The following is a 12,975-nucleotide window of genomic DNA, read 5'->3' on the forward strand; positions in this document are numbered from 1 at the left end:
CGCCCATGGGCACCGTGGTGCCTCCGACACGCTCGCCGGCAGCGCCTTCGAGCCCTTGAATTCCGAAATCCCCTGAGAACGCCATGGGCCAATGGTAGTGCCGTAACGTGCGTCGCCCCGCGTCGCACACGTCCCCTTGCGGTGTGATTCACGGCGGGGACCTGGGCATCCTGTCAGCGGATGATTGGACGGCCCCGGAAGGGAACCCTCCGGGGCCGTATGAGTGAACTGGGGTGTTCGTCCTGTAGGGGGCTACTCGAAGAGGTCGCCCGCCTCGTCGGAGATGCTCTCGACGATGTCGCTGTCGGAGACCGCGTCCCACGCCTCCCCGGCGGTGTCGCTGACGTCCTCCCAGACCTCGGTGGCGTCGATGTCGGTGACCGCGTCGGCCACCCCGTCCACCACGTCGTCGAAGATCTCTTCCACGTTCTCGCCGAAACCGTCCATGTGCCCGTCTCCTCGCATCCGTCGGGGTTACTTGCGGCCCATGCTAACGAGCGGGGAACGCCGTGTCAGCACCCGATTGCGATGCTGGCACGCATCCGGGAGTCCCGCGCCGCGAACACGCGCTCACCTGGCGTCGTCGTCACATGGCGTTAGGCTGGAACCGTGTATGAGGAGCCTCGCGACCCGTTCGCCGACGATCCCGACCACGCGGAGGCGCTCGCCCCGTTCGAACCCGAGCTGGACGACGACGACCGCGCCGACCTCCTCGAAGACCTCCACGAACTGGAGATGTTCGAGAAGGTGCTGCAACCGCAGGGCTTCCGAGGGGTGGTCGTGGACTGCGCCGACTGCGACGAGCCCCACTACTTCACGTGGGGCCTGCTCATGGCCAACCTCCGCGGCCTCCTGGAGGCCAACTGCGCGCAGGTCCACGAGCCGGCCTTCGACCCCGACCCGGCCCACTACGTGACCTGGGACTACGCCCGCGGCTTCTCGGACTGCTGGCTGAAGACCCACGGCCAGGCCGACTGACCCGGCGGGACTACCGCGACCAGACGAGCGCGCCGTCCTTGACGACGGCCGCGACCGGCGCGGCCTGGACGACCGCGTCCTCCACGCGCGACGCCTCCACGACGACGAGATCGGCGACCGCGCCGGGCACCGGCCCGCGCTCGGGCAGGCCGAGGATCGCGGCCGGGTTCGCGGTGATGGCGTCGAGGAGGGTCCGGCGGTCGGCGGGGGCGACGGCGCGGAAGATCAGCCCGGCGAGCCAGGCCGCTTGGAGCTGGCTGCCGTTCCCGTAGGGCGCGAACGGGTTGCAGAGGTTGTTGTTGGTGATCGCGACGCGCACGCCGAGTTCGGCGGCGCGCAGGACCGGCGCGACCGAGCGGGTCGCGAAGCCGCCGGAGGCGGCGCGCGGGTGGCCGGCGAGGTAGAGGTCGGTGGCGGGCATGACCGCGAGCGCGATGCCGGCGTCGGCGAGGGTCGCGAGGGCCTTGTCGGGGTCGTCCATGGCCGCGAGGGTCGTGACGTGGCCGATCGCGACGCGCCCGGCGAAGCCGAGCGCGCGGGTGCGTTCGGCGACGAGGTCGATCTGCGAGGCGGCCGGATCGTCGGTGAAGTCGAGGTGCAGGTCCACGGGTGCGTTGTGGGCCTCGGCGAGGGCGAACACGAAGTCGAGATGGGCGGCGGGGTCGTCGTCGACGTAGGGGCAGCCGCCGACGACATGGGCGCCTTCGTTCATCGCCGTGCGCATGAGGCCGGTCTGGCCGACGAGTTCGAGGCCGCGCTGGGGGAAGGCGACGAGCTGGAGGTCGACGGGGGTGTCGAGGCTCCGGTGGAGTTCGAGGAGACCGAGCCCGGTCGCGGGGTCGATCTCGACCATGGCGCGGGCCGCGGTGGTGCCGTTGCGCAGCAGCGTGTCTGCGGCGCGTTGGGCGCCCGCGGCGACGATCCCGGCGGGGAGCTGATCGCGCAGGCGCGCGACGGTGGCGATGGCATCGCCGAGGTCGGGAGTGAGCGCGGAGCCTTCGGCCGCGAGCGCTTCCTCGATGGCGGGCAGCAGGAACGCCTTGTCGAGGTGGACATGCGCGTCGGTGAACGCGGGGAGGACGGCGCGGCCTGCGGCGGGAAGCATTGTTGGTTCGGGCGATTCGCGCAATCCCGGGGTCGGGTGCGTCGCAGCCTGGGGCCCCCCGGTCTCGATAGTGCCCGGTGGGACCGACATCGGGCGGTCGATCCGGGTGACATGACCGTCGTCGATGCAGAGGTCCGCCGGGCCGTCGGCGGTCATCGCACCGGTGATGGCGGTGAGCGGGCGGAGAGCGGTCACGGCGTTCCTTCCGGATGAAGCCGCCCGGCCGCAGCGATGCGGCCGGGCGGCGGGTTCGGGCGATCGGGCTACTGCAAACCGATGGCGGGGTCGATGAACTCGTTCGTGACGATGTCGTCGGCGCTGATGCCCTCCGGGATCGTCTCGCCGTAGCCCTCGAAGATCGGAAGCACGGCGGCGATCACGCGGTCGACCCGCTCGGTGTCGAAGTTGCCGAGCGTGGCGTCGGGCCCGTTCGAGACGATGCCCTCCGCAAGCTGCACCTCGACCGAGTCCGCGTTGCCCTCCAAGGTGATCGGGGGCCCGTCCGGGATCGTCTCGGCAATCCGCAAGATCGCCTCGTTGATCGGCTCGGGGTCGGTGACGTAGTCGATCTGGGCCTGCTGGAGCATCGGCACCAGCTCGGTCAGGCACGGCGCCAGCTCGTCGAGCTCGCCCGAGCGCACCGACCAGGCGTGCTGGTAGACCTCGTACCCGGCGTCGTCGATCATCAGGTAGTCGGTGGGCTTCATCCAGCCCTCGACGTCGTGCTCCCAGCGGTACGGCTCGTTCGACACGTACCCCTGCTGCATGACCTTGCCGCCCTCGGCGACGAAGCGGCTCGGGGTGCCATCGAACGACGCGTCGGCCTGCGACGGGTCCACGTACCCCTGGGCGATCAGGTAGTCCATGAAGACCTTGCCCTCGGTGTACACGATCGGGGCGCCGGTGGCCTTCACGTCGTCCCAGGAGTCGACGTCGTACGTCGCCGGGTCGAACATGATGATCTGCGGCGTGACCTCAAGCGAGGCGAAGACGCCGGTCACCGGGAACTCGGCGTTGGCGCGGACCGCGTCGTCGGTCGGCACGAAGCCGAGGGTGATCGAGGTGTCCTGGTACATCTGCGCGGGCACCGGCTGGCCGCCGAGGAAGGGGCCGCCGAGGCGGACCTCGACGTTGACGCCGGTGTCGCCGAGGGGGCCGACGTAGGCGCCCTTCTCGACGTCGACGGTGCCGTCGGGGCCAACGAGCTGGAACGCGGCGGCCCGCTCGGGGGTCGCGAACCAGTCGGTCTGGATGACGATCGTCGCGGGGCAGATGTCGGCGAGCGCGCCCTCGCCGGTCGGGGCGGGCACGTCGGTCGCGGTCGCGGTGCAGGCGGCGAGGAGGCTCGCGCCGGTCGCGACCGCCGCAGCGGCGGTCAGTCTGCGGTGCATGGGGTCTCTCCTAAGGGTTGCGGGGGTCGGTGAGGGGCGCGCTCGCGGCGGCGGGAGGGCGCGGTGGAACGTGGCGGGGGCTTATCGCTTGCCGTGCATGCGGTCGACGCGTCCGGCGAGGAGGTCGAACGCCCAGAACAGGCACAGGCCGACGAGCGAGGACAGGAGCAGGGCCGTCAGGAGCTCCTCGGTGGCGAGGCGCTGGCGGTAGACGTCGATCATGCGGCCGATGCCCGGGACGCCTTGGCGGAAGAAGAAGTCGGCGACGATGGAGCCGATGATGGCCTGGCCGCCGGAGATCTTGAACCCGGAGATCATCGCGGGGAGGGCGGCGGGCAGCTGGAGCTTCCAGAGGCGCTGGAAGCGGGTGGCGCCGTGGAGGGTGAACAGGTCGTGTTCGGCGGGGGCCACGGACTTGAGGCCGAAGAGGGTGTTCGTGATGACCGGGAACAGCGAGACCATGACGCACACGATCACGCGGGACCCGAACTCGTAGCCGAACCAGAACCCGAAGAGCGGCACGACCGCGAGGATCGGGATGGTCTGGAGGACGACGGCGTACGGGTAGAGGGAGAACTCGGCCCAGCGGGTCTGGCTCATGACGACCGCGAAGAGCACGCCGAGGACGATCGCGATCGCGAGGCCGCACAGGGCGACCTGGACGGTGTTCCACAGGGCGGTGAGGATCTCGTTGCGCGCCATGGGGTCGAGGAGCCCCTCGGCGATGACGGCCTCGGGCGGGGGCAGCAGGAACCGGGAAGCCTCGGGGACGAGGAGGTGGCTGGAGGCGGCCCACGCGGCGATGACGAGGACGAAGACCGCGACGGGCGCGAAGACGCGGATCGGCGCGGTCTTGAACGGCCACAGCGTGCGCTTGCGCTGGGGCGCTTCGGTTCCGGTGGTCTCGACCGGGGTTTCGAGGGTGGCGGTCATGCGGCGGCCTCCTGCTTGGCGCCGCGCAGGGCCGCCGAGACCTCGGCGGCGAGGTTCGCGAACGCGGGCGTGTAGCGCAGTTCGGGGTCGCGCGGGAAGTCGAACGGGACGGGGATGTCGGCCGCGATCTGCCCGGGCCGCCCGGTGAGGACGACGACGCGGGTGGACATGAACACCGACTCGGGCACGGAGTGGGTGACGAAGACGCCCGCGAAGCCGTCGCGGACGAACAGGTTGCCGACCTCGGAGTTCAAGTGCTGGCGGGTGATCTCGTCGAGGGCGCCGAAAGGCTCGTCGAACAGGAACAGCTCGGGCTTCATGGTGAGCGCGCGGGCGATGGAGGCCCGCATGCGCATGCCGCCGGAGAGCTGGGAGGGGCGGTGCTTCTCGAAGCCGGCCAGGCCGACGCGTTCGATGGCGTCGCGGGCGGCTTCGCGGCGTTCCGCTTTGGGGACGCCGGCGAGTTCGGCGGGGAGCTCGACGTTGCGGGCGACGGTGCGCCACGGCAGGAGCGTGGCCTCCTGGAAGACGTACCCGAGGTGGCCGGTGTTGACGTCGACGGCGCCGGCGGTGGCGGTCTCGAAGCCGGCGGCGAGCCGGAGCATCGTGGACTTGCCGCAGCCGGAGGGGCCGACGAGGGAGACGAACTCGCCGGGGCGGACCTCCAGGTCGATGCCGTCGAGGGCGCGCGTGCCGTTCGCGAAGGTCAGGGAGGTCCCGCGGAAGGCGAGGGCCGGGTCGATGCTCATCGCGACCGCCCGAGGCGGTCGTATACATGACCCGGCCCTAGCCCGTGTTCGGAGTTGAGCCGTGCGTTCATGGCTCAGTTCTATCGGTATACCATTACCGGCCGCGAACCGAACGATTACGGCGGTATTTCGTATACGATCAGTCGGCGAGGACGCCGTCGTGAGCGACGACGGCGCCGCCCTTGACGACCAGGCGCCGCGCCGGGACGCTGACCACGGCTTCCGCTGGGGCAGAGGCGTTCACGGCGAACAGGTCGGCATTGCATCCGACCGCGAGGCCGTACCCGTCGAGGCCGAGGACGGCGGCGCCGCCGTGGGTCCCGGCCGCGAGGGCGAGCTCGATCTCGGGGTCGGACATGAGGCGGTCGCGGAAGGACACCTGGTTGACGCGGCGGAGCATGTCGCCGTCGCCGTACGGGGTCCACAGGTCGCGGATGCCGTCGTTGCCGATGGCGAGCCGCGCGCCGGTCTCGGCCATCAGCCGCACCGGGACGACGGGCGCGCCGCCGACGGCGCAGGTGATCATCGCGACCCCGGCTTCGGCGAGGGCTTCGGCGATGCGGCGCTGGTGGTCGGGTTCGAGGCCGCCCATGGCGTACGCGTGGCTGATGGCGACGCGCCCGGACATGCCGGTGGCCTTGGTGCGCTCGATGATCAGCTCGTACTCCCAGGCGCCGAGGAGGCCCTGGTCGTGCAGGTGCACGTCGATCTTGGCGCCGTGGCGTTCGGCGAGGTCGAACAGGAGGTCGAGCTGGCCCGCGGGGTCGCGGTCGAAGCCGGCGGGGTCGAGGCCGCCGATGACGCCGACGCCGTCCTGCAGGGCCGCTTCGAGGAGCGCGGGGACGCCGGGGCGGGTGAGCAGGCCGCCCTGGGGGAAGGCGACGAGTTCGACGTCCACTTTCCCGGCGAGGCGGGCGGCGGCTTCGCGGACGGCTTCGACGCCGCCGAGGCCCACCTCGGGGTCGATGTCGATGTGGCTGCGCACGAACGAGGTCCCGCCCGCGACCATCGCGGCCAGGAGGTTCGCGGCGTAGTCGGGGCTGGGGACGCCGAGCTCGGCGCGGCGGCCCTCGCCGTTGCGGATGCGGCCTTCGAGCGTGCGGCCGCCGGTGTTGGGGACCCACGGGCCGCCGAACATGGTCTTGTCGAGGTGGCAGTGGGCGTCGACGAGGCCGGGGAGGACGATCGCGCCTTCGAGGTCGATGACCTGGGCGCCTTCGGGATCGAGCGAGGGGCCGACCGCGGCGATGCGGCCGTCGGTGATGGCGATGTCGGCGGCGTCGAGGGGCTCGCCGGGGGTCCAGGGGCGGCCGCCGCGGAGCAGGAGGTCGGTCATGGGGGTCCTTTCCGTTGGGGGGTCGTGGGAAGCGCTGTCAGGTGAAGAGCATCGCGCCGCCGGCGGCGGTGCCGAAGGCGATGACGAGGACGCGGAAGGCGATGGGCTTGAGCCGGTCGGCGAGCTTCGCGCCGGCGAGGCCGCCGAGGAGGCAGGCGGGCGCGAGGACGAGGACGGCGAGCCAGTGGACCGGGCCGAACAGCGCGACGGAGATCATCGCGGTGGTCCCGGCGGTGAGGGTGAGCAGGGCTTTGAGGCCGTTGAGGCGGCTGATGGCGGCGTCGAGGCCGAGGGCCAGCGCGGTGAGGAACACGATGCCCATGCCGCCGTTGAAGTACGCACCGTACGCGCCGCCGAGGAACACGCCGCAGTACAGGAGGGGCGCCGAGGTGCCGCCGGTCGCGGCGAGGCGCTTGGTGATGAGCGGCTGGCACGCGAAGAGGGCCGTCGCGGACAGGATCAGGTACGGGACCAGCGCGGTGAAGACCTCGGCCGGGGCCGCGAGGAGGGCGACGGTGCCGGTGACCGCGCCGCCTGCGGCGAGGGCGACCAGGCGCGGCAGGAGCGGGCGGAAGGTCGTCAGGTGCGAGCGGAGTCCGACGGCGTTGCCGATGTAGCCGGGCCACACGGAGACCGCGTTCGTGACGGTGGCCGTCACGGGCGGCAGGCCGATCGCCAGGAGCGCGGGGAACGTCAGGAGGCTCCCGCCCCCGGCGAGGGCGTTGCAGACGCCCGCGCCGAAACCGGCGGCGACGAGCAGGGCGAGGTGCTGAGGGTCCATGGGGTCCTTCCGGGAGCGGCGGCGGACCCAATCGTATACAACAGCGTTCAGGCGCTTTCGCGGGTGCGCCTCCGGTAGGCGGTGGTGGCGCGGAGGATGTGCTGGCCGAGCAGGGCCGAGGCGCGTTCGGAGTCGCTCGCCGCGAGGGCCTCCAGGATCTCCTCGTGCTCGCGCCACGAGTCCTCGGCGCGCAGCGTCAGGCCGACCGCGTAGACCCAGGCGATCTTCTGGCTGAGCTGGCGGATCATCTGGCCGAGCACCTCCGAGCCGGAGGCCTCGGCGATCACCTCGTGGAAGCGCGAGTTCAGGCGCGGGACCTCTTCGAGGCGGCCCTCGCGCACCGCGTCCCAGCCGAGGTTCACCAGCTCCTTGAGCCGCCCGAGCTGCTCGGGCGTGCGGTTCGCGGCTGCGCGCGCCGCGCACATCGGCTCGATCACCGACCGCAGCTCCAGCAGGTCCTCCGCCTCGGCCTCCGACAGCTCCTTCACGAAGACCCCGACATACGGCTTGGCCTCGACGAACCCCTCGGCCTCCAGCACCCGCAGCGCCTCGCGCACGGGCACCCGCGAGACCCCGTACCGCGCCGCCAGCGCGTCCTCGGTGAGCCGCTCGCCGGGCGCGAACACGCCCCGGATGATGTCCTCCCGGACGGCCCGCACCGCCTCCTGGGGAGCGCGCCGCGGCCCCTTGTCGCCAGCCATGAATTGCCTCCACTACGATCAGGCCACCATTGTCGTATACACTCCCTCGCCCTCGGAACGCGGTGCCTCCTCATGACGCTCCTTCAGCCGCTCGCCGGCCACGACCGCTACCTCCCGTCCGCGCCCGAGACGATCAGCTGGGGGCTCCTCCCGAACGCCGCCGCCAAGCCGGTCCTGCGCGTGAAGTCAGGCGAGGCCGTCGTGATCGACACCGTCAGCCACGAAGGACTGCTTGAAGATCAAGGCGGCGACCCGGCCGCGTTCTTCGGGGCCAACGGGATCGGCGAGGTCCTGGAGGACGCCGCGCGGATCGCCCGCGAATGCGAGCGCGCGCCCGAGACCGGGCCGCACGTCGTCACCGGTCCCGTCCAGGTCGAGGGGGCCGAACCGGGCGACGTGCTCGAAGTCGAAGTCCTGCAACTGGAGCGGCGAGCCCCGTACGGCGTGGTCAGCAACCGGCACGGGCGCGGCGCGCTCGCCGGGGAGTACCCGCTCGATGAAGGCAACGTCAGCATCGTCGCCGCCGTCGACGAAAAAGGCCGCGGCGTGATCCCCACGGGCGACGGCCGGTCGCTGCGGTTCGGCCTCGCGCCGTTCCTCGGGATCATGGGCACCGCCCCCGCGACCGAAGCGCCCGTCCACTCCGTGCCGCCCGGGCCCCACGGCGGGAACCTCGACATCCGGCTGCTCGGCACCGGATCGAAGCTGTACCTGCCGGTCGCGGTCCCCGGCGCGTCGTTCTACACCGGCGACCCGCACTTCTCGCAGGGCGACGGGGAAGTCGCGCTCACCGCGTTCGAGGCGCCGCTGCGCGCCACCGTGCGTCTGACGGTCCACTCCGACCCCGCAGTGAGGAAACTCGCCGCGGCCCTTGGCGGGCCGTACGCCGAGACCGGGGAACACTGGATCACGACGGGGCTCGACGAGGACTTGGACGAAGCGGTCCGCAAGGCCACGAGGGCGGCGCTGGCGTTCCTGCGCGAGCGCCACGGCCTGCCCGGGCCGGTTGCGCTCGCGTACCTGAGCGCGGCGGTCGACGTGCGGATCTCGCAGGTCGTCGACCTCGTCAAAGGCGCCCACGTCACGCTGCCCAAGGAGTTGGATCTTGACTGACCCGTTCATCGCCCTCGTGGACGACATCGGCGGCCCCGGACCGCTCGAAGGTCTGCGCCTGGCCGTCAAAGACCTGTTCGACTTCGCCGGGACGCCAACGGGCGCAGGGAATCCGCGCTGGCTGGAGACGCACGGGCCCGCTGAGGCCGACGCCGCGGCGGTCGCGCTGCTGCGGGCGGCGGGCGCGCGGGTGGTCGGGAAGACGATCACCGACGAGCTCGCGTGGAGCCTGAACGGCTCGAACTTCCACTACGGGGTCCCCGAGAACCCGGCCGCGCCCGGGCGCGTGCCCGGCGGGTCGTCGTCGGGGTCGGCGTCGGCGGTCGCGTTGGGGCTGGCGGACATCGGGCTCGGCACGGACACCGGCGGGTCGATCCGGGTCCCGGCGTCCTATTGCGGGTTGTTCGGTTTGCGGCCCACGCACGGGCGGGTGAGCCTCGACGGCGTCGTCCCGCTCGCACCGACGTTCGACACGGCCGGGGTGCTCGCCCGGGACGCGCGCACGCTGCGCCTCGCCATGGAGGTGCTCCTCGGCAAGCCCGAGGAGGCGCACGCGCCGATCACGCGGCTGCTCGCGCCCCGCGACATCTGGGACGAGCTCCCCGCGGCGACCAGGGACGCGGTCATGCCCGCGGTCGAGTCGTTCGGGCTCGACGTCGACGAGACGCCGTTCTTCGACGACCCGCACTTCGGCATCGAGAACGAGACCTATTCGGCCGCAGGCGGAACGACCCCGCTCGAAGCGGCGCGCCGGGCCTACGCCGCACTCCAGGCGTGGGAGGCGTGGCAGGCGCACGGCGCGTGGATCGAGGCGTCCCGGCCCGAGTTCGGGCCGGGGGTCAAGGCGCGCTTCGCGAACGCGTCGAAGCTCGGCAGCGCCGACGTCACCGGGGCGCAGCGCGTCCGCAGCGGCGTCGTGGCGCTCGTCAGGGACCGGCTCCCCGAAGGCACCGCGCTCGCGATCCCCGCCGCGCCCGGCCCCGCGCCCTTGATCGGCGAGGAGCCCGACCGCGAGGCGATCGTGCGCCTGACGTGCATCGCGGGCCTGTCAGGTGCGCCCGGGCTGGCCCTGCCCGCCGGCACGGTCGAGGACCTGCCGGTCGGACTCCAGCTCGTCGCCACTCCGGGAGGCGACGAGGCGCTGCTGGCGCTGGCCGATCCCCACTGATCGGCGCGCCGGGACGCGGTGCCGGTTCATAGTGCGCCGGTTCGCGTTGCGCGGGTAGGTGATGGGTCGGACCGCGCGGTATCCCGTCCCTGCCGGGCGGGACCCACACCGGTCCTCAGTGGGCGGCGGTCAGCAGACGAGTCCCGAGCGGAACGCCTCAGCCACGGCGTGGGCGCGGTCGCGGGCGCCGAGCTTGCGGAACATGCGCCGCGCGTGCGTCTTGACGGTGTCCTCCGAGACGAACAGGTCGCGTCCGATCTCGGCGTTCGACTTGCCTTCGCTCATGCCCCGCAGGACCTGGAGCTCGCGTTCGGTCAGCTTCATCCCCTGGAGGGTCGAGCGCTGCCGGGGGACGGCCTCCGTGACGCGCTGGAGGGTCGGCGAGGCGAACATGATCGCCTGGGCGAGGGCGACCAGGAGGTCGTCCGAGTTGTTGGACGGGGTGCGGATGACGCCCCGGGCGCCCGCGGCCACCACCATCGCGGCGGTACGGGGGTCCGCCGCGCCGGACAGCAGCACCCCGGTGCGGGGCGATCGGGCGCGGACGGTCTTGACGAACTTGACCGGGTCCGGGGCGGCGAGCGCCACGTCCACGAGCACCACGTCCACCTGTCGGCGGCCGAGCTCCAGGAACAGCTCGGGCGATCCCTCGACCGACTTGACCGCCTGCGCCAGGCCCATACGGGTCGCGCAGGCGGAGATCTTCTGTCCGGCTTGAGGAGTCTTAACACAGACCAGTACGGTTCTCACTTTGTTCTACCTTTCGGTGCGGTAGGCCGTGCGTGTCTCTCTGTTACGGGAACGCAGGCGGTCCGCCGCCATGACGCGAGTTCGCGCGAATTTTTCGAGTGACTTTTCGAGGTTTCCGGGAAGAGGCGTGGACGCATGGTGTTCGGGTTCGCTGACGCGAAGACCTCGACCCTGATGGGAAACTGGGGGCATGACACAGCGAAGAGGCGGACGACAGCACCGGGCCGAGTCCCGCGATTTTGGTGATCATCGTTCACATCCACCTCGCCATGACCTGTCTAACGAACTAACGGCCCTGGAAGGTACGAGTTACGGCCGATATAAATCCTTGCGTGGCAAATGGTGGACAGGTCCGGCGATTCTGGACATTTTGAAGGTGCAGTCCGATCCGTTCGCCCCGCCGAGCCGCGTCGAGCTCCGCTTCGACGCCGAATCGGCGGACCTCAAGCCCGAATGGCACGCGACGCCCGAGCGGCGCCGGGCCATCGCGGTGCTCCTCGCGAAGCGGTTCAGGAAGGCCTGCCCGACAAGGGACCTGCGGATCGACGCCGGCGGCCAGGAGATCCTGCGCCGGGCCTCGTGCGAGGTCGGCGAGGACGGCTCGGTCGTCTTCCGGCTCGGCGCGCAGATGCCGGGCCACGGGCGGCGCATCGCCGGACGCCAGGCCGCGCGACTGCTGTGCGAGGACCTGCCCGACACCGCCGACGACGCGCTCGCGGTGGCCGAGGAGGAGGCCGACAAGTGGATTCGGCACGCCGATGACGTTGCGGCCCTACGGGAAGCGGTGGCCGCGAAGGGTCTCGTGGCGTTCGTCGCCGACGGGGCGATGCTCGCGCGCCGGTCCGGTGTGGACGACCGGCCGATGGAGTCCGGGGTGGCGTTCCGCTCCCCCGAGTCGCTCGCGGTCGAGGTGAAGCTGCCGAACGCGGGGACCGTGCGCGGCATGGGGATCGGCCCCGGCGTCACGCTCATCGTCGGCGGCGGCTTCCACGGCAAGTCGACCCTGCTGCGGGCCCTGGAGGCTGGCGTGTGGGACCACGTGCCCGGCGACGGGCGCGACTTCGTCGTCGCCGACCGGACCGCGGTGAAGATCCGCGCCGAGGACGGGCGGGCCGTCACCGGCGTCGACGTGCACGCGTTCGTCGACCACCTGCCGTCCGGGGACGACACGCGGCACTTCTCGACCGAGAACGCGTCCGGTTCCACATCGCAGGCGGCGGCGGTCGTCGAGTCGCTCGAAGCGGGCGCGCGGGTGCTGCTCATCGACGAGGACACGGCCGCGACGAACCTCATGATCCGCGACGCGCGCATGCAGGAGCTCGTCGCGAAGGACCGCGAGCCGCTCACGCCGCTGGTCGACGTCGTGCGGTCGATGGCCGACGACCACGGCGTCGCGGTCGTGCTCGTCATGGGCGGCTCGGGCGACTACATGGACGTCGCCGACCGGGTCGTGCTCATGGACGCGTACGTCCCCGAGGACGTGACCGAGCGGGCGAAGGCCCTGGCCGCCAAGCCGACCGGGCGGAAGGTCGAGGCCGAGGGGTTCCGGATGCCGCGGGCGCGCGTAGTGGACGCGCGGTCGGTGTCCTCGGAGTCGCGCGGGAAGCAGAAGATCCGCGCGGGCGGGACCGACGGGCTGCGGTTCGGGGAGTCCGAGATCGACGTGCGGGCCGTCGAGCAGATCACCGACCCGTCGATGACCGCCGGGATCGGGCTCGCGCTGGAGGCCGCGGTGCGGCGCGGCTGGATCAACGGGAGCGCCACGGTCGCCGAGGCGCTCGACCGGTTCGACGCCGCGATGGAGGCCGAGGGCGAGGCGGAGCTGCTGCGGATCAGGGACGCGGACTTCGCGATCCCGAGGCGGTTCGAGGTGGCCGCGGCGCTCAACCGGATGCGGGAGCTGCGGGTGCGGCAGGGAGAGGACTGAACGTCCGCCCGAAATGGGCAGTCAGTCGAACTATCTGTTTGCG

At 71.8% G+C, this 12,975-nt stretch carries 13 protein-coding genes; 4 read left to right on the top strand and 9 right to left on the bottom strand.

Annotation, left to right across the window (positions count from 1 at the left end):
* Window positions 1–252 precede the first annotated feature (252 nt).
* Complete coding sequence (locus DI269_RS09445) at window positions 253–447, bottom strand: hypothetical protein (RefSeq protein WP_112135070.1); 195 nt, start codon at window positions 445–447, stop codon at window positions 253–255.
* A gap of 162 nt (window positions 448–609) precedes the next feature.
* On the opposite strand from DI269_RS09445, the gene DI269_RS09450 reads away from it, so the two are divergent.
* Window positions 610–978: a DUF5319 family protein gene (locus DI269_RS09450; RefSeq protein WP_112135072.1), complete on the top strand. Its 369-nt coding sequence runs from the start codon at window positions 610–612 to the stop codon at window positions 976–978.
* A 10-nt stretch (window positions 979–988) separates the two neighbouring features.
* On the opposite strand, the gene DI269_RS09455 is transcribed toward DI269_RS09450, so the two are convergent.
* From DI269_RS09455 to DI269_RS09485, 7 genes are all read right to left on the bottom strand, one after another.
* On the bottom strand, window positions 989–2,278 hold the full coding sequence (locus DI269_RS09455) for an amidohydrolase family protein (RefSeq protein WP_112135074.1): 1,290 nt from the start codon (window positions 2,276–2,278) through the stop codon (window positions 989–991).
* Window positions 2,279–2,346: 68 nt separating this feature from the next.
* On the bottom strand, window positions 2,347–3,474 hold the full coding sequence (locus DI269_RS09460) for an ABC transporter substrate-binding protein (RefSeq protein ID WP_112135076.1): 1,128 nt from the start codon (window positions 3,472–3,474) through the stop codon (window positions 2,347–2,349).
* A gap of 81 nt (window positions 3,475–3,555) precedes the next feature.
* A complete protein-coding gene (locus tag DI269_RS09465; protein ID WP_112135078.1) occupies window positions 3,556–4,407 on the bottom strand; it encodes an ABC transporter permease in 852 nt (283 codons plus the stop codon).
* Window positions 4,404–5,156, bottom strand: coding sequence for an ABC transporter ATP-binding protein (locus DI269_RS09470; RefSeq protein WP_112135080.1), 753 nt, complete (start codon window positions 5,154–5,156; stop codon window positions 4,404–4,406). The genes DI269_RS09465 and DI269_RS09470 overlap by 4 nt, the downstream gene beginning before the upstream one ends.
* Before the next feature lie 139 nt (window positions 5,157–5,295).
* Window positions 5,296–6,492: an amidohydrolase gene (locus DI269_RS09475; protein ID WP_112135082.1), complete on the bottom strand. Its 1,197-nt coding sequence runs from the start codon at window positions 6,490–6,492 to the stop codon at window positions 5,296–5,298.
* 37 nt (window positions 6,493–6,529) lie between these two features.
* Window positions 6,530–7,273 carry a sulfite exporter TauE/SafE family protein gene (locus DI269_RS09480; protein WP_112135084.1) on the bottom strand — a complete coding sequence of 248 codons (744 nt, stop codon included), beginning with the start codon at window positions 7,271–7,273 and terminating at the stop codon, window positions 6,530–6,532.
* A gap of 47 nt (window positions 7,274–7,320) precedes the next feature.
* Window positions 7,321–7,974, bottom strand: a complete 654-nt coding sequence (locus DI269_RS09485) for a GntR family transcriptional regulator (RefSeq protein WP_112135086.1) — start codon at window positions 7,972–7,974, stop codon at window positions 7,321–7,323.
* Between the two features lie 72 nt (window positions 7,975–8,046).
* On the opposite strand from DI269_RS09485, the gene DI269_RS09490 reads away from it, so the two are divergent.
* The gene (locus tag DI269_RS09490; protein ID WP_112135088.1) at window positions 8,047–9,087 is read left to right on the top strand and encodes an acetamidase/formamidase family protein; all 1,041 of its coding nucleotides are present in this window, start codon (window positions 8,047–8,049) and stop codon (window positions 9,085–9,087) included.
* Window positions 9,080–10,255: an amidase gene (locus DI269_RS09495; RefSeq protein ID WP_198667283.1), complete on the top strand. Its 1,176-nt coding sequence runs from the start codon at window positions 9,080–9,082 to the stop codon at window positions 10,253–10,255. Before DI269_RS09490 ends, DI269_RS09495 begins: the two co-directional genes overlap by 8 nt.
* 129 nt (window positions 10,256–10,384) lie before the next feature.
* Here DI269_RS09495 and DI269_RS28140 read toward each other — a convergent pair whose 3' ends face one another.
* Window positions 10,385–11,005 carry a response regulator transcription factor gene (locus DI269_RS28140; RefSeq protein WP_112135091.1) on the bottom strand — a complete coding sequence of 207 codons (621 nt, stop codon included), beginning with the start codon at window positions 11,003–11,005 and terminating at the stop codon, window positions 10,385–10,387.
* A 190-nt stretch (window positions 11,006–11,195) separates the two neighbouring features.
* On the opposite strand from DI269_RS28140, the gene DI269_RS09505 reads away from it, so the two are divergent.
* Window positions 11,196–12,932, top strand: a complete 1,737-nt coding sequence (locus tag DI269_RS09505) for a P-loop domain-containing protein (RefSeq protein ID WP_112135093.1) — start codon at window positions 11,196–11,198, stop codon at window positions 12,930–12,932.
* Window positions 12,933–12,975: the final 43 nt, after the last annotated feature.

The organism is Glycomyces dulcitolivorans (assembly GCF_003265355.1).
GTDB classification, from domain to species: domain Bacteria; phylum Actinomycetota; class Actinomycetes; order Mycobacteriales; family Micromonosporaceae; genus Glycomyces; species Glycomyces dulcitolivorans.